Genomic DNA, 24,113 nt, shown 5'->3' with positions numbered 1-24,113 from the left:
AAACATCTTGATTTCGAGATTAATATGTTTTATACTTTTAAAAACAAAACTTATTTTAGGAGGAAATTAAAATGACAAAATTTAACCTTGACGCTGCTCACTCTAGTATTGATTTTTCTGTAAAACACATGATGGTTTCAAAGGTAAAAGGTTCTTTCACAAACTTTACTGCTGAATTAGATGGTAACGCTGAAGATTTAAACGGGGCTTCTATTAGCTTTAATATCGATGTAAAATCTATTACTACAAATAACGAAGATCGTGATAATCACTTACGTTCTGCCGACTTCTTTGACTCAGAAACATTCCCAAGCATTAAATTTGTTGCTACAGACATCAAAAAAACGGACGACGGCGAATACGATGTAACTGGTGATATTACGATTAAAGACGTTACTAAAAAAGTTACTTTTGAAGCGGAATATGGCGGAAAAGGTACAAACCCATGGGGCGTTGAAGTTGTTGCTTTCTCTGCTGACACAAAAATCAGCCGTAAAGAATTCGGCTTAACTTGGAACCAAGCATTAGAAACTGGTGGCGTATTAGTAGGAGACGACATCAAAATCTCTGTAGAACTTCAGTTAAACCCAGCTGAATAATTTAATGTACTCGTAAGCTATCCTGATTATCAGGATAGCTTTTTTTATTGTCAATTTGAGAAGGAATAGTGCTATGTCAAATTTTTTTTAGAAATTGGTCTCGGGTTTCATCTAGAAGGTAAACTGTCACTTCTATATAAGTAGACAATTAAATATTATCCATCAAAAAACTTACTATTTAGAAATATATTATATACATAATACAACATATATGATATTGTGTTGATTATTCTTTATTGTCAGAAAGGAAAGTTTATTATGTCACAAATGCTAGCTTTAGTTATTGTAATTGCTATTCTTTTTATAGGAGATCTTGTTTCTACTCGTACAAAGGCTTGGATACCGTCCGTGTTTGTATCTGCAGTCCTTTTCATAATTGGATATTGGACTTTCTTTCCTAAAGAAATCGTTTCTATTGCAGGTGTTCCCCCTGTCGTAGCATCGATGATGATTTACTTACTTATTACGAATATGGGTACGTTGCTTTCTATACAACAATTAAAAGAACAGTGGAAAACCATTCTAATTTCCCTCGCTGGAATCTTAGGGATTATCGTAGTTCTTTTAGGAATTGGAACGTTTTTATTTGATTTTCAAACAGTCATTGTTGCTATCCCTCCACTGGTTGGTGGGCTAGTTTCTGCTTTGATTATGTCAGATGGAGCCGCAAATGCAGGGCTAACTACATTATCTGTGTTCGCCATTGTTATTTATGTGATGCAAGGATTCGCTGGGTATCCCCTAACCTCCATTGCACTTAAAAAAGAAGGCAAAATGCTGCTTGAGAAGTTCCGCAAGGGTGAACTAGTTCCAACTGAACAAGCAAGCTCTTCTTCGGATGAAACAAAAGATGAACTTAAAATGTTTCCTAAAATGCCCGCTAAATATAACACAAGTTATTTTAAATTTTTCCGTTTAGCTTTTGTCGGCTTCCTGGCTTATCTAGTTTCTACATTACTTGCGCCAATCGTAACAATCAGCCCTTATGTTCTTTGTTTATTGTTCGGTATAATTGCTGCCAGTGTTGGCTTCTTAGAGCGTCAAGTATTACAAAAAGCGAATGGTTTTGGCTTATGTATTATGGTCTTAATGTTGTTTGTTTTCGATGCGCTGAAAAAAGCAACCCCGTCGATGATTATGGAAATTTTATATCCGCTTGTTGGAACGATTATTTTAGGTGTGATTGGGATGTACATATTCTCATTCATCATAGGGAAAGTGCTAAAAGTAAGTAAATATATGGCATTCGCTATATCGTTAACTGCACTTTATGGATTTCCAGCAGATTACATTATTACAAATGAGGTTATTAATTCATTAACGCAAGATGAGAAGGAAAGAAAAGTGTTAACGAATCATATGCTACCATCGATGCTAGTTGGAGGATTCATTAGTGTAACAATTGTATCTGTTATTCTAGCTGGTATATTTGTAGGGTTTTTATAAAAACTAGGAGGAAAATGAACCATGATAAATCAAACAATTAAACAATCGGTTACAACTAATAAGGAAGAACTAACTGCACTTCGTCGCAAATTACATAGCGAACCAGAGCTATCATTTGAAGAATTCAAAACTACTGCATTTGTTTGTGATTACTTAGATAAGCTCGGCATTTCTTACCGAAAAACAGAACCTACAGGGGTTATCGCAGAAATAAAAGGGGCTTTTGACGGCAAAACGGTTGCACTTCGTGGAGATATGGATGCACTTCCGGTACAACAACTTAATACACACGTACCTTATGCATCTAAAGAGGAAGGAAAAATGCATGCATGTGGACATGACGCACATACGTCCATGTTACTAATTGCAGCAAAAGCATTATCTGAAATAAAAGACCAACTTCCAGGAAATGTTCGATTCTTCTTCCAACCAGCTGAAGAAGCTGCAGCAGGTGCTAAAGCAATGGTAGCCCAAGGTGCCATGGATGGAGTAGACAATGTTTTCGGAATTCATATCTGGTCTCAAATGCCAACTCATAAAGTTTCCTGTACACCGGGACCATCATTTGCTGCTGCTGATATTTTCAAAGTGAAGTTTAAAGGTCGCGGCGGACACGGTGCTATACCAGAAGCTTGTATCGACGCAGCAATAGTCGCTTCCTCATTTGTTATGAATGTACAGACTGTCATTTCTAGAACGATTGATCCACAAAGTCCCGCTGTTCTTACGGTTGGTAAAATGGTAGTAGGAACAAGATTTAATGTAATCGCGGAAAACGCAGAAATCGAAGGAACAGTTCGTACGTTCCATGCAGATACGCGCGATCATATTGAAAAAAGTATTACGGAATATGCGGAAAGCGTTGCAGCTATTTATGGTGCTACCGCAGAAGTGGAATACATTCGTGGTACGGACGCAGTTGACAATGATGAAGAAAGCGCAAAACTTGTGCAACGAGTTGCTGTGGAATCATTTGGTTCTGAAGTTATCTTTAATGAAAAACCGACTATGGGTGGCGAAGATTTCTCTGCATTCCTAACAAAAGCTCCTGGAAGCTTCGCACTTGTAGGAAGTGGAAATCCGGAAAAAGATACTGAATGGGCACATCATCACGGAAATTTCGATATCGACGAAGATGCTCTTGTTACTGGAGCGGAATTATATGCACAATATGCATGGGCGTACTTGAATAAATAATCTGCTTTTCCAACGACAACTACTCTAAAATTATTTAGAGTAGTTTTTTAAATTTTGAAACTATCCTCTATCAATTTCGTATATACTTAAGAAAATGTATTAGGAGGGATTTTAGATGGGAGAATTTGTAGGGTTAGTAGCTGTAGTAATGATTTTTTCTATACCACTTTCTGCAATATGGACTACTCATTTACGAAAATCGTATAAAGCGAGGGCACAAATTGTAAAAGATGAAATCGAGCTAGAAAAACTCAAATACAATACCTTTTTACTAGAAACAGAAAAAATGCGACTAGACTTGCAACAAAAACAAGCAGACCTACTGGAAACGTCATCGGATCCACTTATTTTAGATTTACAAAAACGAGCTTTAAATGAGACAAATTCAATATCTTCATAAAACAATCGTGCAGATTTCATTCCGCACGATTGTTTTTTATAAGAAAGGAACCAGATCCTTACAGTGCCCATCTCTTGAACCATCATAAGGGGCAAAAGAAAAAGAACTTAGAGATTTTGTTTTTCTCTGAGCTCTTTGTAATTTGGTTGCTCTCGCTATTGATTTAGTCGCTTTCATAATTTGACTGGTTGCTCTAATAACCTAATTGGTTGCTTTCATGTTCGATTCGGTCTCCCTTATCCAATTGCTGGATAGTCATTCCTCATATTCTATTTTCTCCAACGGCTCGTATGCTGGTCCTTCCAACACTTCTCCAGTAAAAGTGTATCTAGATCCATGACATGGACAATCCCACGAGCATTCAGCCGCGTTGAATACGACATCGCATCCAAGATGTGTACAAACCGGTTTTACTAAATATACCTTACCTGTTACATCTTTAAATGCTCCAACTTTTTTGCCGTCAAGCTTTACAATATCTCCCTTGCCAAGCTCTAAGTCTTTAAAAAGCACGTCAATTTTTTCAGTCTTTCCTTTGATGAGCTCTTTTGCGACGCTTGCATTTATTTTGGCAAAGCTAGCTAAATCTTCTTTTTTCATTTTTGAACGTATTGGACTATAAAGATCTGCAAATCGATTTTCTTTTCCTAGGACGTTATCAGCCATGATTTTTGCAGCGACGGTACTATTCGTCATCCCCCATTTTGCATAGCCTGTTGCAACTAATACATCTTGCAATCCAGGGGTCATAGATCCTACGTAAGGTAGCTGATCTAGAGTCACTAAATCCTGCGCTGACCAACGATATGCATATTGCTTAACTTTGAATTGCTCTCGCCCAAATGCAGCCAGCGTATCATAGTTTGTTGTCATATCGCCTTGGAATCTACCTGTAATATGCCCTTCCCCACCTATAAGCAAATACCTTTTTCCATCTGCACTTAGCGCAGTTCGAATGGATCTTGTCGGCTTTTCTACGTTAATATATATTCCTTTTGGATAATTTGCATCCGCAAGGGAAGCAAGGGCATACGATCTCTCGGCGTACATTCGAGTGAAATAAAGCCCGTCTTCATCATTAAAAGGAAAATGGCTACACACGAGTATTTTATTCGCATGTATTTCATTTCCATCCACCATTTCAACAAGATTAGTGGAATGAATCGATTTAGCTCGAGATTGCTCGTAAAACTGGACACCATTTTCCATTGCTTTTTTCACTAATCCCGTCGCGTATTTTAAGGGATGAAATTGCCCTTGGTTTTCTAGTTTGAGTGATTCTTTCACTGTATATGGAAGACCAGTGTCTTTTGTGAGAGCCGCTCCTTCTATTCCAAGTTTTTTGTAAGCGTTCATTTCTTTCTTAATTATATCCACACCATCTTCTGTATCCGCATATAAAAAAGCATCTACATTTTCAAAATCACAATCGATTCCTAATTCCCTGGCAGTTTTTTCTATGAAGTTTTTGGCGGATGTGTTTGCTTCATAATATAATCGTGCACTTACTTCTCCAAAAGTAGTTATCAGCTGTTGATAAATGGGACCATGCTGTGCTGTTACTTTTGCAGTTGTGAACCCCGTTGTTCCCTCTAATATTCTACTTCCTTCAACTACAATCACTTTTCGACCACTAGTACTTAGCAAATAAGCTGCCGTAATTCCGGTAAGACCCGCTCCTATAATGACGACATCTGTATCCATATCTTCACTTAATTTTGGAAACACAGGAAATTCGTTTGATGCACGCCAATAGGATTGGGATTCACTAGGTAATATTTTATCTGTCATTGTATTTCCTCCTTTTTTTACTAGTGTCTATCTATAAACGAAACTTTATTCAATCTTTTGCGTATAAGATAAAAACAGTTTTTTGTAAGGAGGATTTATATGGATAATTTCGGATTTATCTTTGGAGGTATCCCTATATTTTTTGGATTATTTTTCATCTTAATAGTTGGACTTATTCTCTTCGCAATTATAAAGGGATTAACCGAATGGAATAACAACAATAATTCTCCTAAGCTCTCTGTACCAGCACAAGTTGTAACAAAGCGTTCGAAAACTAGTGGTGGAGCTGGAGATACTGCTGCATCTACTTCCTATTACGTAACATTTCAATTTGAAAGTAGCGATCGCACTGAATTTAAACTTAGTGGACACGAATACGGAATGCTTGCCGAAGATGATCTTGGTGTTTTGACTTTCCAAGGTACTAGATTTCATTCATTTGAAAGAAGAACATAAAAAAGCCAGTTAGGACTTCTCCTAGCTGGCTTACTATTTTATCAAATATCACATGTTTCATCGGTGCAAAGATTAGCTTCTTCTCCAATGATTTGTAGTTTTGGTGAGATTCCTTCCTCATCTGCAATTTTATTCAATGCGCCAACGAATGTTTCGGTAGGTTGTGCACCAGAAATGGCATATTTATCATTTAAAACAAAGAATGGAACTCCACGAACACCAATCTGCCCAGCTCGAGCGATATCTAAACGAACTTCTTCTAAATACGCATTAGAATTCAAAACTTTCTCCGCTTCTTCTCTAGATAAGCCTATTGACTCTATTAAATCTAAAAGAACATCAAGCTTTCCAATTTCTTTTGCTTCTATGAAATAAGAGTGTAACATTAACTCATTTGCCTCTTTTGCTTTTCCTTGCGCAGTTGCCCACTTTACTAAACGATGGGCATCCAACGTATTGGCTGGTTTTATGACATCGAAATTGTACTCTAACCCAACTGTTTTCGCTTGCGCTACTACGTTATCTGTCATTTGTTTAGCTGCTTCCACAGTGGAACCGTATTTTTCCGCGAGCACTTCATACAAACTCTTATCGGACATTTTCGGCGTATTCGGATCAAGTTCAAAACTTTTAAATTCAACCTCTGCTTGGCTCGCGAAGCCCGTTTGCGCCAAAGCTTCTTCCAGTCTTCTTTTTCCTATATAACAAAAAGGACATACAAAATCCGACCATACTTCAATTTTCATCATAATCACCTCTATTTCATTGTAAAGTTTTCCGCTGTGTTCAACAATTTAAATGCTTATTAAAAATCTGAATCGTTTTCTGAGATACTTCGAGATTTTCTAAGAAAAAGGCTATCCCTTGATTGCTTTTAGTAAATAGCAACTGTCGAGATAGCCTTTTTTAACTTTATTAAGCTAATGCTTCAGTTAGTGCTGGGACCACTTGTTTTTTACGAGATACTACGCCTTTTAATAGCGCGGTATTGTTGTCGAATTTCACATTAAATGCAGCTTCTGCTTTTAAAGCTACTTTTCCAAGTGCTAGTGCTACAGAGTCGTTGTTTAATATATCTGTTACAACGAAGAAGAATAAGTCCAACTCTTTTTCTTGAATTTCACGATGAATTAATTCTTCTAGCTCTTCTTGGCGACCCATTACGTCGTTAACGTCTACTGCGTTTACTTGTGCGATGACTACTTTGTATTCGCCCATGCCGAATTCTTTTGCGTCTAAAGAAAGTAAATCTTCTAGGCTTTTATCACTCAAATCTGCTCCTGCTTTTAACATTGCTAGTCCATACTCTTCTACATTTACACCTGCAATTTTTTCAAGCTCACGTGCAGCGGTAATGTCTTCTTCTGTACAAGTAGGAGATTTAAATAATAAAGAATCTGAAACAATTGCAGAAAGCATTAAACCTGCAATATTTGCTGGGATTTCTACGCCTTTTTCTTTAAAGATTTTATTTAAAATAGTAGCTGTGCATCCAACTGGCTCTGCGCGATAGTATAACGGCTCCGCTGTTTCAAAGTTTGCGATTCGGTGATGGTCAATTACTTCTGTTACTTGTACTTCTTCGATACCCTCTGCGCTTTGTTGCTTTTCATTGTGATCGACTAAAATTACTTTCTTCGCTTCAGTCGAAACATTTCCAACCAATCTTGGGGCTTCGAATCCGAATTTTTCTAAAGCGAATTTTGTTTCATTATTTAATTCACCTAAACGCACTGCTTCCGTGTTTAAGCCGATTGCATTTTTTAAATACGCATAAACAATTGCTGATGTAATCGTGTCTGTGTCTGGGTTTTTATGACCAAAAACTAATACTTTTTCCATGAATAGTCCTCCTAAAAAAACAATTTCCGAAACTATTTTATCATACTTATCTCTGCTGATTGAAAAGTAAATTTGCTAATTGTGTTTTTTGATGTAAAAAATCTGCAAGTGTATATTCATCTAGTACATTTAAATATGCCTTTAAAGCTAGCTGGAGAGCACCCTTTAAACTACAAGCAGGCGTAATTACACAAGAATTAGTACTGCAATCAAAACATTCTACTAAGTGGAAGTCGTCTTCTGTTTGTCTTACAACTTGTCCTATATTAATAGCTGTTGGCTCCATCGCTAAACGAATCCCGCCGCCTCTTCCTCTTATCGTTTCAATATAACCGAGTTTTCCTAATTCATGAGTTACTTTCATCAAATGATTTTTCGAAATACTATATGCATCTGATATGGATTGAATCGTTGAAAGCTCGTTTTTTTCTTTTGTTCCCAGGTATATTAACACCCTTAAAGAGAAATCTGTATACATAGTTAATCTCACACTGCCACCACCATTCTTCAATCCCATTATAACGATTATGACAAAGTCGTGAAAGAAATGTGTCTGATTTATTAAAGGTTTTTAAAGATGTATTTTAAATATTGCTTTAAGAGAAATGCAGGAGTATTGTTGTGTTTGAAAGCAACGAGAAAAAGAAAAGGACGTGTAATTAATATGTTATCTCAAAAAACAATTGATATCGTAAAATCTACAGCACCTGTATTAGAAGTTCACGGAGTTGCAATAACTACAGCTTTTTATAAAAATTTGTTTAATGCACACCCAGAGCTTTTAAATATTTTCAATCATGCTAACCAAGCAAAAGGTCGCCAACAAACTGCTCTAGCAAACGCTGTATATGCAGCTGCGGTGCATATTGATAATTTAGCGACAATTATTCCAGCAGTGAAACAAATCGGACAAAAACATGTCAGCTTAGGTATTAAACCTGAACATTATCCAATTGTAGGCGAACATCTACTTGGAGCAATTAAAGAAGTATTAGGAGATGCAGCTACTGACGATATCATTAATGCTTGGGCTGAAGCATATGGAGTTATCGCCGATGCTTTTATCGGCATAGAAGAAGAAATGTATGTAGCAGCAGAGTCAAAAGAAGGCGGTTGGAGATTCTTTAAAGACTTCGTTATTGCAGATAAAGTAAAAGAAAGTAACAACATTACTTCATTTTATTTAAAACCAGCAGATGGATCTGCAGTACCTACTTATGAGCCTGGACAATTCATAACGATTCGTGTACTCATTCCAGGGGAAAAGTATTTGATGAACAGACAGTATAGCTTATCAAAAGCAGCAGATTCTGAGTCATTCCGTATTTCCGTGAAAAAAGAAGATGAAAATAATCCAGAAGGAAAAGTTTCCGTTCATTTACACAATAACGTAAACATTGGGGACATAGTTGAATTAACTGCTCCAGCAGGTGAATTCGTTTTAAATTCTGAAAAAACAACATCTGTAACTTTCGTTAGTGGTGGTGTGGGTATTACACCAATGATGAGTATGTTCGAAACAATTGCGAAAAACCAACCAAATCGTCCAGTATCCTTTATCTATAGTGCCCGCAATGAAAGCCTTCATCCGTTTGATAAAGATATTAAAGCTTTAATGGAAAAAATGGATGATGCCAAGTATGTAGCACTTTACTCTGATAGTGGTGATGGGTTTATTACAAAAGATTTACTAAAAGAGCATACACGTAAAGATGGCGACGTTTACGTATGTGGACCAGTTGGGTTTATGGAAGCAATGATTAATCATTTACTTGAACTAGGTTATTCTAATGAACAAATTCACTTTGAATTCTTTGGACCTGCTTTACAATTAGATTTAGTTGAAGCTTAATGTAAAGAAACTTTCATCTTTTGAAGTAATACTTTATATAGGAATTATTTAACGTAAAAATAAGCTTTTAGTAGTGCAAAATTTAAGTGCTTGATGCTATAATTATACTATAATCTTTGTAAATAAAGAAAAGAGTGAAATTATGGCCAAACTTTTTGAGAGTAAATATATACCACTTGCCAACTTTTTCAAACAATCAACAAAGAAAGAAATTACATTAACATATAATGAAATTGAGGCGATCATTGGCCAAATACTGCCGAATGCTGCTTATTTAAGTAGCAGTTGGTGGAAAAAAACAAAGCCACCTGCATTACATTATTTTGCCTGGACAGATAATGGATACTCCGTAAAATCTGTAGAAATAGGGAAATCTGTTCTTTTTCATAGTAGCGTTTTAGAGACAGAAGAACGACTAATGGATGAAAACAATCAGCAGGATATCCTTATTATTCGAGAAGCAGAATTAGAAGATGCACGCTCATTCATACGCTTACAGGAATCGATTTTCTCAGAAACAGACTTTATGTTGTATGGAAAATCAGACATACAAATGACTGTTCAAAGTATGCGTAAAGAAATGACTAATTGGAAAAATACTGCTAATTCAATTTTACTTTTTGCCATTATGAATGGTCAGTTTGCTGGGTATGTATTATTTACTGGTGGTCCTGCTCCACGTGCTTTACACCGAGCTTCTGTAGTCATTGGTGTGAAACAGGAGTTCGCTCAAAAAGGGATAGCTTCTTCTCTTATGCTGCATGGTGAAAAATGGGCAAAAGAAGTAGGAATATCAAAGCTTGAGCTTTCTGTCATTAAAGAAAATACTAATGCACAAAAGCTTTATAAAAAGCTAGGTTTCGATATTGAAGGAGACCGAAAAAATGCTCTAATCATTAATGGTCAATTTGTGGACGAGTTTTATATGGGAAAATTAATATAATAAAATAGTAATGACCGACCAATATAGATTGGCCGGTCGTTTTTTGTGAGTTTTGCTAACCTTACCCATAGCATTATCCACCGTCCTATCTCATTTTTGAGACAAATGGATTGTCCGTTTCCCAAAATCTATATGGGTAGTGTACTGCTTCTCCACTATTTTCTATACCTATTCTAGGTCCTGTAGAAATCAAACTCACTTCTTCTCCTTCTGTTATATATAGGGGCTTTTCCGTCCACTTCTTTCCATAGTACTCCATCGTAATTCCTAGCGCTTTTGTTAGTTTACCTGGCCCGTTTGTCCATTGCTTCATTGGTAAATTGTTACGGAATTCTTTCATTAGGTCTAAGCCTTCCATTGGCTCTATTGCGCGTATTAATATGGCATTAGGAATACCTTCTACTCCTGCCACTACGTTTATAAGTGTATGTGTATGCATTTGATAGGTATAAATAAGTCCAGGTTCTCCAAACATTACTTCGGTTCGTTTCGTTCTTCTGTTTCCAAAGCTATGCGCAGCTCTGTCTTCGGCACCCATATACGCTTCAGTTTCTACAATTTTCCCTATTAGAAGCCCTCTATCATGCTCATGAACGATATATTTCCCTATTAAATTTCTTGCTAACTCTAATGTTGGTTGATGAAAAAATGTTGGATCTATTGATTTCATTTATAAAACCTCATTTTCTTCGCTTCAAAGTTTGCCTGCTCATTTTAGAGAAATACTTATCTACTCGGAGCAGTTTCTAGAAAGGCTTTTACTTCTTTTGGATTACGTAATATACATATATCCACATTATTTGTATGTCTCAATAATTTTAAAATACCTGGACGCACATCCCTTGGAAAACGCCAAACCCACTGGGCAAATTCTATGTCTATTTTTTCTTCACACCCTGAAGCCATATCAGGACGAGTTGTTCCCCTATACATCCATGCTCTTTTGAAAACTCGATACGTACATAGAAGTCTTGGGAAATCTAAGAAGATGATTAAATCTGCATACTTCGCTCTTAATTCTAAAGTAGAGTCAAAATTACCATCAATAATCCATTCGTCTTCTTCTAATTTCCCTTGAATTTTCTCTCTAAATTCTGGTTTCGGAGTTGGAACCCAACCAGCGTTCCAAAATAGTGCATCTAAATGGACTAGCGGTAATTTCCACTTTTCTGCTAGCTTTGTTGATAATGTCGATTTCCCTGCACCACTCGAGCCTATGATTAGAATTCTTTTATGTTTTAATTCCCCCAAGTCTCCACTCCCCTTGCGTTACTATTTCTTCATTTTACTATGTTTTACCATCCAAACATAATAAAACCCGCTCTCATATAGAACGGGCTCATAAATTAATCTAATTCAACTTGTTTTGTTTCAGTCCCAAGGAATATAACAGATAGTACACCAATGACTATTGCTATACAGAATATACCGAAAATCCAACTGATTTCATATCCAGAAGTTACAAGTGACCCAACTAATAGAGGTCCTAAAATTCCTCCTACACGGCCAATTGAAGCAGCCATTCCAGAGCCTGTTGCACGGATAACTGTTGGATACTGTTCTGGGGAATATGCATATAAAGCTCCCCAAGCGCCTAGGTTAAAGAACGACAGGAACATACCTGAAACAATTAATGCAGCTGTAGTTTCAGCAGAACCAAATACAAACGCACTCGCTGCAGTTCCGAGTAAATAAGTAACCAATACAAACTTGCGGCCCATTTTTTCTATTAACCATGCGGCAGAGAAATAACCAGGTAATTGAGCAAGTGTCATGATTAATACGTATTCAAAACTTTTAATCAGTGTAAATCCTTTCATCACCATCACACTTGGAAGCCACAAAAACATACCATAATAAGAAAACACGACAGTAAACCATACAACCCAGAGCATTAAAGTCCGTTTCGCATATTTCTTAGACCAAACTTCTTTCATATTTTGCATAATCGTTCTAGAGTCTGTTTTCTTCTCCGTAAAACGAGGAGAATCTGGTAGCTTAATACGTAAATAGATAGCGTAAAATGCTGGTAATGCAGTAATTAGTAAAGCAATTCTCCAACCGTAACTTGGAATAATAAAGTAAGCAATTAGTGCTGATACTAGCCAGCCTGCAGCCCAAAAACTTTCTAATAATACAACCACTCTGCCTCTTTCTTTTGCTTCCACACTTTCAGATACTAGTGTAGACGCGACAGGTAGCTCCCCTCCCAGTCCCATTCCGACGAAGAATCGTAAAATTAAAAATGCTGCCAATGTAGTTGTCAGAGCTGATAATCCACCTGCAATAGAAAACAGCAATAACGTCATCATAAAAATCTTTTTACGACCTACTTTATCAGCAAACACTCCAAACACTAATGCACCTACTGCCATTCCAATAGAGTTAACGCTTCCGATCCAACCCATTTGCCCTGGAGTCAAACCCCAATCTGCCGACAGTGCTGCAATAACGAATGATAGAATTCCTACGTCCATTGCATCAAACATCCATGCAAGTCCTGCAATTCCTAGTAATTTATTCTTTGATAAAGAACTCTTTTTACTCATATATTTCTCCTGTCTTTACATCTGTAATATTACATCTTTACATGACTAGTATACCCATCGAATAGTAAACTATCAATAAGAAACTTAATCTTGTTTTTTATACTTTATTAAGGTAAAATGTCCTTTATGGAAATACATATGTTTATTCAAGAAGAACAGAGAGGCGGACAACACCATGGCTTGGCAAGGTTTAATTGAAGAATATAAAGAATTTTTACCAGTAACAGATAAAACACCTAATTTATCATTACTCGAGGGAAATACGCCTCTTATTAAACTAGATAACTTGTCAAAAGAACTAGGAATCGAACTTTATGGAAAAGTGGAAGGGGCAAATCCGACAGGCTCATTTAAAGATCGTGGGATGGTATTTGCTGTAGCTAAAGCAATTGAAGAAGGAAGCGAATGTGTTATTTGTGCTTCTACAGGAAACACATCAGCTGCTGCTGCGGCTTACGCTGCTCGAGCAGGCATAAAATCCATCGTAGTGATACCAAAAGGAAAAGTTGCTCTTGGTAAATTAGCTCAAGCATGTATGTATGGTTCTAAAATCATTGAGATTGATGGAAACTTTGACGATGCTCTGCAAATCGTTCGGAAAATCAGCGAAACAACACCTGTTGCATTAGTTAACTCGGTCAATCCATACCGTTTAGAAGGGCAAAAAACAGCTGCATTTGAAATTGTAGATGCTCTAGGTTCTTCTCCTGATATTTTATGTATTCCAGTTGGTAACGCAGGAAATATTAGTGCTTATTGGAAAGGTTTCAAAGAATACAATGAAGTAAAAAAATCTGGTCTACCGAAAATGTTTGGGTTTGAAGCTGAAGGTTCGGCGGCAATCGTACAAGGTACACCGATTGCAAGTCCGGAAACAATTGCAACAGCAATTCGAATTGGAAATCCTGCGAGTTGGTCTTTAGCAGTAGCTGCTCGTGACGAATCTAGTGGAATTATTGACTCTGTTACAGACGAAGAAATATTAAACGCATATCAACTAATCGCTAGTCGAGAAGGCGTGTTTGTTGAACCTGGTTCCGCAGCATCACTTGCAGGAGTTATTAAATCTGTAAAAACCGGAAAAATTCCTGCAGGAAGCAAAGTAGTAACAATCTTTACTGGAAATGGCTTAAAAGATCCAGATACTGCTATGCAAGTTTCAACTGTAGATTTAATATCTTTAAAAAATGATGAGGAAGAAATTCGTCGATATATCGAGGGATTACTATGAGTAAGAAGTGGACAATTTCCATACCAGCAAGTACCGCTAATTTAGGCCCTGGTTTTGACTCAATTGGAATCGCTTTGGATAAATATTTAGATGTCGATGTGGAGATTGCTGCGGAGTGGAAAATCGATAATTTATCAGATAATTTACCTCTAGTTCATAATCCAGAAGAGCATTTAATTGTCCAAGCTGCGCAAAAAACTGCCCAAATGCACGCGCTAGCATTACCCTCTTGTCATTTAAAAGTGAAAAGTGAAATTCCACTAGCTCGCGGAATGGGAAGTAGTGCATCTGCTATTGTTGCAGGAATAGAAGTTGCTAACCAGGTACTTGATCTTCAGCTTACATCACATGATAAATTGAAAGTAGCGACTGTAATGGAGGGACACCCTGACAATGCTGCTGCTTCGATTTTTGGAGGATTTACTATTTCATCCAATGCAGATAATGGTGAGATCCACGTGTTTCATACTTCTAATATTGATGCTGCTTTTGTATTATTCATACCCAACTTTGAATTAAAAACAGAAAAGGCTAGAAGTGCTCTACCTGATAGCTATACGCGTAAGATAGCTGCACAGGCAAGCGCTACGGCAAACTTATTAACAGCAGCTTTTCTCACTCAATCATTTGAACAAGTGGGAACGTATATGGAGCAGGATTTATTTCATGAACCATATCGTCTAGACCTAATTCCAGACAGCAGGAAAATCATAAGTGCAGCTAAAAAAGCCGGAGCATTCGGAACCTGCATAAGCGGAGCTGGCCCTACTCTACTTTCCTTAGTACAAAAAGGAACAGAAGAGAGGTTTATCTCCAATTTAAATGGTAAATTCCCTAGTTTTGAACTTGTTCCCGTTGGGATGAATATAGTGGGAATTACTGTTTCTACAAATAAAGAAGGCAGCACAGTTTGTTAACTGTACTGCTTTTTCTTATTACCAATCGTAGCTTTTAGCTGCTGAATGCAAAGTGAAATTTCCATCTTTTGTAGTTGAACTTAGTATTTCATTACGCTAATATACTTACCAATCTTCATCCAATCTTCCTCAATGAAATCTCGATTAGAAGGACGATAAAAAACAGCAGCAGGGTGGTAAGTAGGGATAATTATATATTTTTCTTCCGACCAAACATAATCAATTTCTTCGAGTGAACCTAAATGTCTCACTGCGTGTTCAAGGACTTGTCCATGCAAATTAGATACTTTCGCTTCTTTGCCAAGTAAACGCTGCAATCCAACATTCCCCAATGTCACAATGACTAGTGGTGCTATATTTTTTATTTCATAATCTAGTAATGGCGCATGTGCGATGATTTCTTGTTGTGTTGGTTGTCGATTATATTTTCTTTCTATAACCTCACCATTTCTCATCTTTTTCTCTTTCCACATGTATGGTCTACTTCTCACAGCACTCGTCATATAAACGTCATCTCTTGTAAGATCTACACTTTTAAGTGACTTTTCTAACTCATCTCCTGCTCTACCGATGAAAGGTATCCCTTGTATAGCCTCATTTTCTCCCGGTGCTTCTCCTATTAACATAATTGCAGGATTCTTGGGACCTTTTCCTTTGACGAAGCCTTCAACAGGAAACCCTTCTATTCTTTTCATGCCGATTTTTACTAACTGATCTGGTAACTCGAACATTGAGAATATCACCTCTTAAGAAAAGCGCAAGCGTCTTTTTAGTGTATCTTGGCTTCACTATTTCTAGAATGCTTTGGACGAAACATTGCCTACACTATTACTGTTTGAATTTTTGTGGATGGAGAAGTAACTGCGTCACTTCTCCATCCACTTTTTTCGGTAATCTTGTGGCCGATGTTTGTCCGTCGCCCTCTTGTAATATGTGTGGACATAATGCGTTTGGTTTTGATAAGAAGAGAAAAATGCTCCCCTACTCATCTTAAAGCTTCCGAAGATACAATTTCGGAAGCTCTCCCCTTCCTTACCTTTAAAACCTATCTATTTTCTCCCTTAGTTCCGCTAGTCATAGGGATTAGCAAATGAAGGCTCCAAACTTTGCCAAGTATCTTTCTTATTTGCATGGTGCAAAAAATTGTTTTCGTGAGCAATAGCATCTCTTACTTAGGTACCACTCACTTTATGGATTGGAGTGAAAGGTGGCGACTCCAGCGGGATGAGTGAGACAGATGAGCAATCACAACGAACGCGTAAGCGGCGGTGATGGCTCATCGCTCACCCCGCGGAAAGCGTCCACCTGAAACGGAAATCCACGGCATTATTTTATTTTTTAAAGTACTATGAACACTGGATTCATAGGAGGAAAATTCATATTCTTTCTTAATCTTTTAAAAAATCCCCTCCTGAAAAGGAAAGGATTTTACAAATTAATCTTTGGACCGCTTTTTTTACGGTATTCATACCACAATGCAACAATAACAAACCATGTATACCCTATCATCCATCCGGCAAACACATCAGATGCATAATGACGGGATTCAGCAATTCGAGATAAACCAATCATCATTGTAAGGAGTATAGCCCCAATCCAAATAAGTATACGAGTTTTTTTATTTGATTGATATTCTGTTAGAAAATATGCAACGGTGAATATATATAATAGTCCGACCATTGCATGTCCAGATGGGAAACTAAAGCTCTCTAATTGATGCGGAACATCTGGTCGAGCCCGATGTACCCATTTTTTTAATAATTGATTGAGAACATTTCCTACACCAACAGTAAACAAACCAAATAGCATGCCACGGTAGTTTTTCGAGCGAATCCATAAATATGCAAATAATATTAGCATTATGATAATTACAAATGCGGTTTCCCCTAAATAATGAAATGGAATGATAAATTGATTGCCTATTAGTAATTCAGACATTTTATGATCAAATGAAACTACCTCATCCTTAGTAAACGTTAAAAAGAACGCTGTAAAACCTAATAACGTTATAAATGCTAGCGGATAAAACCATTTTTTCATATAATCCCCTCCTATTCTTACAAAAAGTATAAGCTAGATATGCATTATGTACAATGAAAAAGGATGTCCTTCTGATTGAGCGATTTTCATGAATGATTGATCGATTATGCCTCTTGATTGATCGATTATAGCAAAAGATTGAGCGATTCTCCCAATAAAGCAAAAATCCACGAGAATTTGCTCCTCGTGGACTTTCATTTCATCATTATTTTAAAGCTTCTAGTACAGCATCAATTTTTGCATTTTCAGATTCAATACCGCCACCTGACAAGTACCAAACTTCTGGATCTAAGTAATAAATTTTGCCGTTTTTAGCAGCGTTTGTTTTACCAACAATATCATTTTCAATTGCTGCTTTTGTAGCCGATTCCCCTTCAGTTACTACTGCATCGCGGTCAACTACAAAAAGAATGTCTGGGTTCTTCTCCAAAACATATTCATATGAAACGCTTTGACCATGTGTAGAAACTTCTAGATTTTCATCTACCGCTTTGACACCATATGCATCATGGATTACACCGAAACGTGAGCCAGGGCCATAAGCACTTAATTCGCCTTCTGATGCAAGAACAACTAAAGCTTTTTCATCTAAATTAGATGTTTTTTCTTTTACTTCCATAAGTTTTGCATCAATTTTATCTAATGCGGCAGTTGCTTCTGCTTCTTTACCGAATATTTTACCAGCCAATTCTGTGTTTGCTTTAAATGAATTTACATAGTCAGCAGTGTTTAATCCAACAAAAACGGTTGGAGCAATTTTACTTAATTCTTCATATGCATCTGCTTGACGTCCAGAAATGAAAATCACATCCGGTTTCATCGCACTGATTGCCTCAAAATCTGGCTCTTTTAAAGCACCAGCGTTTTTGTAAGTAGTTTCATCTGCATATTTGCTTAAGTATTTTGGTAAGCTACTTTGAGATACTGAAGCTACGTCCACTCCTAGTGCATCTAATGTATCTAGAAAACCGTAGTCAAATACAACAACTGTTTTAGGTTTTGCATCAAGAGTTACTTCTTTATATCCTTCTGGTTGTGCAATAGTTAATGGGAAAACAGATGCTTCTTCTGTTGTTCCTTCTGTAGTAGCTTCTTCGTTTGATTTTGATGTATCTTCTGTTGCATCATTTTTTGAACCACATGCAGCTAATAATACTAGCAAAGCACTTATTACGGCTAATAATTTCCAGTTTTTCATTGAATAAATCTCCCTTTTCCTATGAATTAAAATATACGCAAATGCGGCAGCTATTCATTTCTTGGATTGGAATATCCATATCATAAATTTCTTTTAGCGCATCTGAATTAATGATTTCATGTGTTGGACCGTCTTTGATCACACGTCCGTCTTTCAAGGCTACGATATAATCAGAGTATACGGACGCAAAATTTATGTCGTGCAATACAATTACAACTGTCTTACCTAGCTCTTTTACAAGCTTTCGAAGAATTTTCATAATTTGAACGGAATGCTTCATGTCCAAGTTATTTAAAGGTTCATCTAATAATATAAATTCTGTGTCTTGAGCGATGACCATTGCTATGAAAGCACGCTGACGTTGACCACCAGAAAGCTCATCTAAATAGTTATCCTCTAAATCAGCTAAATTCATATACTCAATTGCTTGATCAACCATTTTAATATCTTCCGCATTTAATCGTCCTTTGGAATAAGGAAAACGTCCAAAAGATACTAACTCACGAATAGTTAATCGCACATTCATATAGTTTGACTGTTTCAGAATGGAAACTCGTTTTGAAAAGTCATTGGACTTCCATTTACGTACATCTGACTTATCTAGTAAAACATCGCCAGTGTCAGCATCCATTAAACGACTTACCATAGACAATAGGGTAGATTTTCCAGCCCCATTAGGTCCAATAAACGAAGTAATTTTTCCGGACTGAATATTTACACTAACATTGTCCACAACCGGCTTTTTAGCAAAATACTTAGTTACCTCTTTTACTTGGATCATGACGTAGCTCGACTCTCCTTTAATAATAAATAGATGAAGTAAATTCCACCGAGAAAGTTAATAATTACGCTCAATGTAGTATCGAACGTGAATATCCTTTCGACAATCCACTGTCCACCGATTAATGCAACTAAACTCATTAAACTAGCACCGATAATTAGCACCGAATGCTTGTATGTGTTAAAGAATTGATACGATAAGTTTGCAACTATTAAACCAAAAAATGTGATTGGCCCAACAAGTGCTGTAGAAGTAGCAATTAAAACAGCTGACAACACAAGCATGCTCTTAACTATTTTGTCGTAATTCACTCCAAGATTGATGGCGTTATCTCGCCCCAAGGACAGCACATCTAGTTCTCGAATGCTACGCCAGCCATAAAGGATGGACAGTACAATAATAATCATCGCAAGCCAGACTAAATCTCCATTTACGTTGTTAAAACTTGCAAACATTTTATTTTGCAAGCTTGTAAACTCATTCGGATCAATAAGTACTTGAAGAAAAGTTGTAATGCTTCCCAAAAATGTACCGATGATAATCCCAACTAGAAGTAAGAAATAGATTGGGCGTTTACCGGCATTAAATAAAAAGCGATAAAGCAATAATGCAAATACAATCATCGCGATAACTGAAATAAAGAAATTATAATTTTTGTTAATAACTAAAATCGACATCGAACCAAAAAAATAATAAATAAATGTTTGGACCAACATATATAGCGAATCAAGACCCATTACACTTGGTGTTAAAATTCGATTATGTGTAATAGTTTGGAAAATTACTGTTGAATAGGCAATTGCTACACCAGTAAGTGCCATCGCTAATACTTTAATCGCACGACGTGGCAGAGCATAATCAAAGCTTCCATTCAAACCTTGAAACAAATAAAGTGCTATGCAGATTATTGCCACTACTAGCAATAAAATCATCTTCGTTCTATTTCGCATATGCTTTCCCCCTAAACAGTAAGAATAGGAAGATTGCACTTCCGATCACACCAACTGTCATGCTAATCGGTATCTCATAAGGGAAAATTATTACCCTACCTAAAATGTCGCATATCAGCAAGAAAATGACTCCGAGCAATGCGGTATGTGGAAGTGTTTTTTCTAAATGATCCCCTTTAAATATAGAAACAATATTTGGGATGATTAAGCCTAAGAATGGGATTATTCCCACTGTTAAAACAACAGTAGTCGAGATTAAAGCTACTAGTACTAATCCTAAATTCATCACTCTTTTGTAAGATAAACCGAGGTTTTTCGCAAAATCCTCACCCATCCCCGCAACCGTAAAACGATTAGCATAAAAGTAAGCAATAATTAGTACAGGTACACTTATGTAAAGTAGTTCATATCTGCCTTTTAAAATCAAGGAAAAATCTCCTTGTAGCCAGACAGTAATATTTTGAATAATGTTTGATTTGTATGCAAAAAACGTAGTAATAGAAGACAAGATATTTCCGAACATTAGACCAACAAGTGGAATAAAGATAGCATCTTTAAATTTTATTCGATTAAGTATTTGCATAAATAACAGTGTACCCGCTAAAGCAAAAATGAAAGCAAAAGTGAGCTTCTGCATATATGTCGCATTTGTAAAAACGATCATCGAGATTAAAATTCCCAATCGAGTAGCATCAAGCGTACCTGCCGTCGTTGGGGATACAAACTTATTTCTACTGAGACTCTGCATAATTAACCCTGCAATACTCATCCCTGCTCCTGCAAGTATTATGGCAATTAGTCTCGGTACACGGCTAATCAAAAATATTTGCGTCTTTTGCGATGTAAAATCTAACAAATCCATTGGTGAAATTCTTGTAACACCAACAAAAAGAGACAAGAAAGAAAGTGTGACTAGTGCAATTACAAGATATCTTTTTTTCATAACAATCCTCATCATTCTATTTGTGAAAGAAATGAAAGTGAAAATCATTATCATTTACTCACAAATTTTATTATAGCATCTAGGGTATACAAGTCAACGAATAAATGAAAATGATTTTCAATTGATGATATATATGCACATAACGCAAACTTCATACATGCTAACCAGATAGTGAGTTTGACTGGATAAGAGTTTTTTTGACCCGATAGAAGCTCTTTTGACCGGATAAATTTTTTTCTGTCCGGATAGCAGCTTTTCTGTCCGGATAAACTTATTTCTGACCGGATAGCAGCTTTTCTGTCCGGATAAATTTTTTTCTGTCCAGATAGCAGCTTTTCTGACCAGATAAATTTTTTCTGTCCGGATAACAGCTTTTCTGACCGATTAGCATTTTCCAAACAAAAAACTGCTTGCACTTGTTGTGAACAACAAGTGCAAGCAGTTTTTTTAATTAAATAGATACAGCATTATCAATAACTTCTTGCGGAATGACAATTTCATTAACTTCATTAAAGTTGGAGAAATCGGATTTAACGTTTTGTTTTATATTTCTTTTTTCTCCATTAATCGTCATATCCATATCAAAAACTACATCCACTTTATTTGTATGGAACGATTTTTTGTCAATGTGAATTAAGTAATTTATTGAGTTGATGGTCATATCCATATTTACTTCATCGTCAATACTTTTAAGAGCATCTTCCATTTCTGTTTTTACTAGATCTGTAAACTTTTCTCCAGAGGCTTGTAATGTAAGAATATAATTATCATTATCCTGCTCGAACGTAAAATCGTCTAAATAACTTTCAATTATTTTCAGTTGGTTTGTTGGATTAGATTGATTCGTAGTATTCATCAGTTGATCCATCATTTCTTTAGGAAACTTCATCCATTGACCCGATTGTGCTTCATACATGTAGAAAGCATCTTTCGTGATATAGCTTTCTATCTCAATATCTTGGGCTTCCATGCTACCATCCGACGATTTCATGCTTGTTGTTCCGGTTTGATGCATTTGCATTGGCTCTATTACATATTCCATATCCATCAGTGAACTAAGATCCAAATTCATATCTTGAGCAGGCAAATGCATCGTTTGTTTCATATCTATTTTTGCCTTCACACTTTTCAGCTCTTCTGATACTTTTAGTGACTTATCATATACTTCTTTAAGTGTTAACTTACTTGTCTCGGTTACATTTGTATCTTTTACCGGGGCAGCCGTCTCATTACAAGCTGCTAAACCTAATGCTAATGTGGCTACAGCTAATAGTGTGGTCCATTTCTTCATCTCGTTTATCATCCCTTCATTTCAGATAATAACTTTACGAGGAAGGTTACGGAAAAGTTTCATTTATTATCTATTAGCGGACTCCACGCATGTATTTTTGGATGAGCGGAGTTAGAAAGTACAATAATAATCCTAAAACAAGCGCTATAGCACCGATTACACCGAAATAGACAATCTCATTTTCAGGCGTATATAGTTTTACTACTTGAGCATTAATCGCTTGAGCCGATGCATTCGTTAAGAACCATAAACTCATTGTTTGAGCTGCAAATGCACCAGGAGCAAGTTTTGTTGTTGCTGATAAACCAACTGGCGACAGTAGTAACTCTCCAAGAACAACTAAGAAGAAACTCAACACAAGCCAAAACGGATTAACAAGCGTTTCAGTACCATTTAAATACGCAGGAATTATCATGACAATAAATGACATACCTGCAAAGAATAGTCCGTATGCAAATTTTCTAGGTGTAGATGGTTGTCTATTCCCCAGTTTCACCCATAACCATGCAAAGACAGGCGCTAATGCAATAATAAATAAAGGATTCAATGATTGGAACCATGCTGGTGAAATTTTAAATGAACCGATCATTAAGTTCACCCGTTCATCTGCATATAAAGCTAAAATATTTGATCCTTGCTCTTGAATAGCCCAGAACATCATGGCCGCTATAAATAAAGGAATATAAGCAAGCAATCTTGACTTTTCATCGGCAGAAGTTTTGCCACTTCTATACATCACGATAAAATAGAGCGTCGGTATAACAATACCTAGAATAGAAACCGTCATCGTAAAAACATCAATTGTCATAATACCCTGTTGGACTAAAATGAACCCAACTATTAGTACTACAACAATCGCTAAACCAATTCGTGTCAAAACTTTTTTTCGTTCTTCTTTCGACATTGGGTTTGGTACATACGATCCTGCTAAACCAAGATATTTTTTCTTTGTGATTAAAAAGACAATTAATCCAAGAGCCATACCGACAGCTGCAATCCCAAATCCTAAATGGAAATTATAATCAAGACCAATCGTTCCTACTACTAAAGGTGCAATAAAAGCCCCTGCATTAATACCCATATAAAAAATACTAAAACCTGAATCACGACGTACATCGTCTTCTGAATACAAATCTCCAATAATACTTGAAATATTAGGTTTTAACAGTCCAGACCCTATAATGATTAAAGCCATTGAAATAAATAACGGAGTCATCCCACCAGGAAATGACAAAGCGATATGTCCACACATTATTAGGAGACCACCGAAAAATACCGTTTTAGTAGTTCCAAACAATCTATCTGCTATCCAGCCACCAATTATTCCAGACATATAAACAAGTGACCCATATACAGCCATGATTGAATTGGCAGTGGTTTTATCAATACCTAATCCACCTTGCGTCACTTCATAGTACATATAATAAATAAGAATTGCGCGCATTCCATAATAAGAAAAGCGCTCCCAAAACTCAGTGAAAAATAGTGACGATAAGCCTTTCGGGTGTCCGAAGAATCCTTTTTGCGGCACCGATTGGACTATTTCTTTTTTTGTAGCCATGATCCTACCTCTTTTCTAAATGTAACATATTATATCTTTCCCTTTTTTCTATGTCAAAAAACATTCAATTTGAAATATTCACTAAGGAAAAAATTTGATATATTTCGACTTTTGAAGTTTTTCGGT

24 protein-coding genes are annotated in these 24,113 nt (G+C 36.5%); 9 read left to right on the top strand and 15 right to left on the bottom strand.

All coding sequences use genetic code 11. The annotated features are described in order from the left end of the window. Nucleotides 1–71 precede the first annotated feature (71 nt). The 4 genes from ACFVR1_RS08940 to ACFVR1_RS08925 all read left to right on the top strand — a co-directional run bounded on the left by ACFVR1_RS08940 (nt 72) and on the right by ACFVR1_RS08925 (nt 3,642). On the top strand, nt 72–599 hold the full coding sequence (locus ACFVR1_RS08940; protein ID WP_387583146.1) for a YceI family protein: 528 nt from the start codon (nt 72–74) through the stop codon (nt 597–599). 258 nt (nt 600–857) lie between these two features. Then, a complete protein-coding gene (locus ACFVR1_RS08935; protein WP_387583145.1) occupies nt 858–2,045 on the top strand; it encodes a hypothetical protein in 1,188 nt (395 codons plus the stop codon). A gap of 24 nt (nt 2,046–2,069) precedes the next feature. Continuing rightward, the gene (locus ACFVR1_RS08930) at nt 2,070–3,242 is read left to right on the top strand and encodes an amidohydrolase (protein WP_387583314.1); all 1,173 of its coding nucleotides are present in this window, start codon (nt 2,070–2,072) and stop codon (nt 3,240–3,242) included. A 115-nt stretch (nt 3,243–3,357) separates the two neighbouring features. After that, nucleotides 3,358–3,642 (top strand): hypothetical protein, encoded by a 285-nt coding sequence (locus ACFVR1_RS08925; RefSeq protein ID WP_387583143.1) that lies wholly within the window; start codon nt 3,358–3,360, stop codon nt 3,640–3,642. A gap of 255 nt (nt 3,643–3,897) precedes the next feature. Here ACFVR1_RS08925 and ACFVR1_RS08920 read toward each other — a convergent pair whose 3' ends face one another. Beyond that, entirely contained in the window at nt 3,898–5,433 is a 1,536-nt protein-coding gene (locus ACFVR1_RS08920; protein ID WP_387583141.1) for an FAD-dependent oxidoreductase, read from the bottom strand. A gap of 99 nt (nt 5,434–5,532) precedes the next feature. Here ACFVR1_RS08920 and ACFVR1_RS08915 point away from each other — a divergent pair, with 99 nt between their 5' ends. After that, nucleotides 5,533–5,889 carry a DUF2500 domain-containing protein gene (locus ACFVR1_RS08915; protein WP_387583138.1) on the top strand — a complete coding sequence of 119 codons (357 nt, stop codon included), beginning with the start codon at nt 5,533–5,535 and terminating at the stop codon, nt 5,887–5,889. 41 nt (nt 5,890–5,930) lie between these two features. Here the strand turns inward: ACFVR1_RS08915 and ACFVR1_RS08910 are convergent, their stop codons facing one another. The 3 genes from ACFVR1_RS08910 to ACFVR1_RS08900 all read right to left on the bottom strand — a co-directional run bounded on the left by ACFVR1_RS08910 (nt 5,931) and on the right by ACFVR1_RS08900 (nt 8,221). Continuing rightward, entirely contained in the window at nt 5,931–6,635 is a 705-nt protein-coding gene (locus tag ACFVR1_RS08910) for a DsbA family oxidoreductase (RefSeq protein ID WP_387583135.1), read from the bottom strand. 169 nt (nt 6,636–6,804) lie between these two features. Next, on the bottom strand, nt 6,805–7,731 hold the full coding sequence (locus tag ACFVR1_RS08905; RefSeq protein ID WP_387583133.1) for a manganese-dependent inorganic pyrophosphatase: 927 nt from the start codon (nt 7,729–7,731) through the stop codon (nt 6,805–6,807). Nucleotides 7,732–7,777: 46 nt separating this feature from the next. Beyond that, nucleotides 7,778–8,221 carry an Rrf2 family transcriptional regulator gene (locus tag ACFVR1_RS08900; protein ID WP_387583131.1) on the bottom strand — a complete coding sequence of 148 codons (444 nt, stop codon included), beginning with the start codon at nt 8,219–8,221 and terminating at the stop codon, nt 7,778–7,780. A 174-nt stretch (nt 8,222–8,395) separates the two neighbouring features. Between ACFVR1_RS08900 and hmpA the strand changes: the two genes are divergently transcribed. Together hmpA and ACFVR1_RS08890 are read left to right on the top strand one after the other, a co-directional pair. Continuing rightward, nucleotides 8,396–9,583, top strand: a complete 1,188-nt coding sequence (gene hmpA, locus ACFVR1_RS08895) for an NO-inducible flavohemoprotein (protein ID WP_387583312.1) — start codon at nt 8,396–8,398, stop codon at nt 9,581–9,583. A gap of 142 nt (nt 9,584–9,725) precedes the next feature. Next, nucleotides 9,726–10,526 carry a GNAT family N-acetyltransferase gene (locus tag ACFVR1_RS08890; RefSeq protein WP_387583128.1) on the top strand — a complete coding sequence of 267 codons (801 nt, stop codon included), beginning with the start codon at nt 9,726–9,728 and terminating at the stop codon, nt 10,524–10,526. Nucleotides 10,527–10,611: 85 nt separating this feature from the next. Here ACFVR1_RS08890 and ACFVR1_RS08885 read toward each other — a convergent pair whose 3' ends face one another. The 3 genes from ACFVR1_RS08885 to ACFVR1_RS08875 form a co-directional block, all read right to left on the bottom strand. Further along, on the bottom strand, nt 10,612–11,196 hold the full coding sequence (locus tag ACFVR1_RS08885) for a DNA-3-methyladenine glycosylase (protein ID WP_387583126.1): 585 nt from the start codon (nt 11,194–11,196) through the stop codon (nt 10,612–10,614). A gap of 56 nt (nt 11,197–11,252) precedes the next feature. Then, nucleotides 11,253–11,777: a DNA topology modulation protein gene (locus ACFVR1_RS08880; protein ID WP_387583124.1), complete on the bottom strand. Its 525-nt coding sequence runs from the start codon at nt 11,775–11,777 to the stop codon at nt 11,253–11,255. 95 nt (nt 11,778–11,872) lie between these two features. Continuing rightward, nucleotides 11,873–13,075: an MFS transporter gene (locus ACFVR1_RS08875; RefSeq protein WP_387583122.1), complete on the bottom strand. Its 1,203-nt coding sequence runs from the start codon at nt 13,073–13,075 to the stop codon at nt 11,873–11,875. Between the two features lie 175 nt (nt 13,076–13,250). Here ACFVR1_RS08875 and thrC point away from each other — a divergent pair, with 175 nt between their 5' ends. Next, entirely contained in the window at nt 13,251–14,306 is a 1,056-nt protein-coding gene (thrC, locus tag ACFVR1_RS08870; RefSeq protein WP_387583120.1) for a threonine synthase, read from the top strand. Beyond that, the gene (gene thrB, locus ACFVR1_RS08865) at nt 14,303–15,223 is read left to right on the top strand and encodes a homoserine kinase (RefSeq protein ID WP_387583117.1); all 921 of its coding nucleotides are present in this window, start codon (nt 14,303–14,305) and stop codon (nt 15,221–15,223) included. The genes thrC and thrB overlap by 4 nt, the downstream gene beginning before the upstream one ends. Before the next feature lie 80 nt (nt 15,224–15,303). Here thrB and ACFVR1_RS08860 read toward each other — a convergent pair whose 3' ends face one another. From ACFVR1_RS08860 to ACFVR1_RS08825, 8 genes are all read right to left on the bottom strand, one after another. Next, nucleotides 15,304–15,954, bottom strand: coding sequence for a uracil-DNA glycosylase (locus ACFVR1_RS08860; protein ID WP_387583115.1), 651 nt, complete (start codon nt 15,952–15,954; stop codon nt 15,304–15,306). Nucleotides 15,955–16,651: 697 nt separating this feature from the next. Then, nucleotides 16,652–17,263, bottom strand: coding sequence for a phosphatase PAP2 family protein (locus ACFVR1_RS08855; RefSeq protein WP_387583113.1), 612 nt, complete (start codon nt 17,261–17,263; stop codon nt 16,652–16,654). A 205-nt stretch (nt 17,264–17,468) separates the two neighbouring features. Further along, a complete protein-coding gene (locus tag ACFVR1_RS08850) occupies nt 17,469–18,461 on the bottom strand; it encodes a siderophore ABC transporter substrate-binding protein (RefSeq protein ID WP_387583111.1) in 993 nt (330 codons plus the stop codon). Nucleotides 18,462–18,480: 19 nt separating this feature from the next. Beyond that, nucleotides 18,481–19,242, bottom strand: coding sequence for an iron ABC transporter ATP-binding protein (locus tag ACFVR1_RS08845; RefSeq protein WP_387583108.1), 762 nt, complete (start codon nt 19,240–19,242; stop codon nt 18,481–18,483). Further along, nucleotides 19,239–20,192 (bottom strand): iron chelate uptake ABC transporter family permease subunit, encoded by a 954-nt coding sequence (locus ACFVR1_RS08840; protein ID WP_387583106.1) that lies wholly within the window; start codon nt 20,190–20,192, stop codon nt 19,239–19,241. Before ACFVR1_RS08840 ends, ACFVR1_RS08845 begins: the two co-directional genes overlap by 4 nt. Then, the gene (locus ACFVR1_RS08835; protein WP_387583103.1) at nt 20,182–21,135 is read right to left on the bottom strand and encodes an ABC transporter permease; all 954 of its coding nucleotides are present in this window, start codon (nt 21,133–21,135) and stop codon (nt 20,182–20,184) included. Before ACFVR1_RS08835 ends, ACFVR1_RS08840 begins: the two co-directional genes overlap by 11 nt. Before the next feature lie 451 nt (nt 21,136–21,586). Next, the gene (locus tag ACFVR1_RS08830) at nt 21,587–22,426 is read right to left on the bottom strand and encodes a DUF6612 family protein (RefSeq protein WP_387583100.1); all 840 of its coding nucleotides are present in this window, start codon (nt 22,424–22,426) and stop codon (nt 21,587–21,589) included. A 73-nt stretch (nt 22,427–22,499) separates the two neighbouring features. Further along, nucleotides 22,500–23,987: a peptide MFS transporter gene (locus tag ACFVR1_RS08825; protein WP_387583097.1), complete on the bottom strand. Its 1,488-nt coding sequence runs from the start codon at nt 23,985–23,987 to the stop codon at nt 22,500–22,502. Nucleotides 23,988–24,113: the final 126 nt, after the last annotated feature.

The sequence above is a fragment of the Psychrobacillus sp. NPDC058041 genome, assembly GCF_042885655.1.
Classification (GTDB): Bacteria; Bacillota; Bacilli; order Bacillales_A; family Planococcaceae; genus Psychrobacillus.
This window is presented reverse-complemented; position numbering and strand designations above follow the sequence as displayed.

Excerpts from the sequence above, each read along its gene's own strand:
- ACFVR1_RS08925 (WP_387583143.1), top strand. The coding sequence starts at position 3,358 with ATGGGAGAATTTGTAGGGTTAGTAGCTGTAGTAATGATTTTTTCTATA.
- ACFVR1_RS08860 (WP_387583115.1), bottom strand. The coding sequence starts at position 15,954 with ATGTTCGAGTTACCAGATCAGTTAGTAAAAATCGGCATGAAAAGAATA.
- hmpA (WP_387583312.1), top strand. The coding sequence starts at position 8,396 with ATGTTATCTCAAAAAACAATTGATATCGTAAAATCTACAGCACCTGTA.
- ACFVR1_RS08825 (WP_387583097.1), bottom strand. The coding sequence starts at position 23,987 with ATGGCTACAAAAAAAGAAATAGTCCAATCGGTGCCGCAAAAAGGATTC.
- ACFVR1_RS08940 (WP_387583146.1), top strand. The coding sequence starts at position 72 with ATGACAAAATTTAACCTTGACGCTGCTCACTCTAGTATTGATTTTTCT.
- ACFVR1_RS08890 (WP_387583128.1), top strand. The coding sequence starts at position 9,726 with ATGGCCAAACTTTTTGAGAGTAAATATATACCACTTGCCAACTTTTTC.
- thrC (WP_387583120.1), top strand. The coding sequence starts at position 13,251 with ATGGCTTGGCAAGGTTTAATTGAAGAATATAAAGAATTTTTACCAGTA.
- ACFVR1_RS08835 (WP_387583103.1), bottom strand. The coding sequence starts at position 21,135 with ATGAAAAAAAGATATCTTGTAATTGCACTAGTCACACTTTCTTTCTTG.
- thrB (WP_387583117.1), top strand. The coding sequence starts at position 14,303 with ATGAGTAAGAAGTGGACAATTTCCATACCAGCAAGTACCGCTAATTTA.
- ACFVR1_RS08830 (WP_387583100.1), bottom strand. The coding sequence starts at position 22,426 with ATGAAGAAATGGACCACACTATTAGCTGTAGCCACATTAGCATTAGGT.
- ACFVR1_RS08885 (WP_387583126.1), bottom strand. The coding sequence starts at position 11,196 with ATGAAATCAATAGATCCAACATTTTTTCATCAACCAACATTAGAGTTA.
- ACFVR1_RS08855 (WP_387583113.1), bottom strand. The coding sequence starts at position 17,263 with ATGAAAAAATGGTTTTATCCGCTAGCATTTATAACGTTATTAGGTTTT.
- ACFVR1_RS08845 (WP_387583108.1), bottom strand. The coding sequence starts at position 19,242 with ATGATCCAAGTAAAAGAGGTAACTAAGTATTTTGCTAAAAAGCCGGTT.
- ACFVR1_RS08875 (WP_387583122.1), bottom strand. The coding sequence starts at position 13,075 with ATGAGTAAAAAGAGTTCTTTATCAAAGAATAAATTACTAGGAATTGCA.
- ACFVR1_RS08850 (WP_387583111.1), bottom strand. The coding sequence starts at position 18,461 with ATGAAAAACTGGAAATTATTAGCCGTAATAAGTGCTTTGCTAGTATTA.
- ACFVR1_RS08920 (WP_387583141.1), bottom strand. The coding sequence starts at position 5,433 with ATGACAGATAAAATATTACCTAGTGAATCCCAATCCTATTGGCGTGCA.
- ACFVR1_RS08915 (WP_387583138.1), top strand. The coding sequence starts at position 5,533 with ATGGATAATTTCGGATTTATCTTTGGAGGTATCCCTATATTTTTTGGA.
- ACFVR1_RS08840 (WP_387583106.1), bottom strand. The coding sequence starts at position 20,192 with ATGCGAAATAGAACGAAGATGATTTTATTGCTAGTAGTGGCAATAATC.
- ACFVR1_RS08910 (WP_387583135.1), bottom strand. The coding sequence starts at position 6,635 with ATGAAAATTGAAGTATGGTCGGATTTTGTATGTCCTTTTTGTTATATA.
- ACFVR1_RS08905 (WP_387583133.1), bottom strand. The coding sequence starts at position 7,731 with ATGGAAAAAGTATTAGTTTTTGGTCATAAAAACCCAGACACAGACACG.
- ACFVR1_RS08935 (WP_387583145.1), top strand. The coding sequence starts at position 858 with ATGTCACAAATGCTAGCTTTAGTTATTGTAATTGCTATTCTTTTTATA.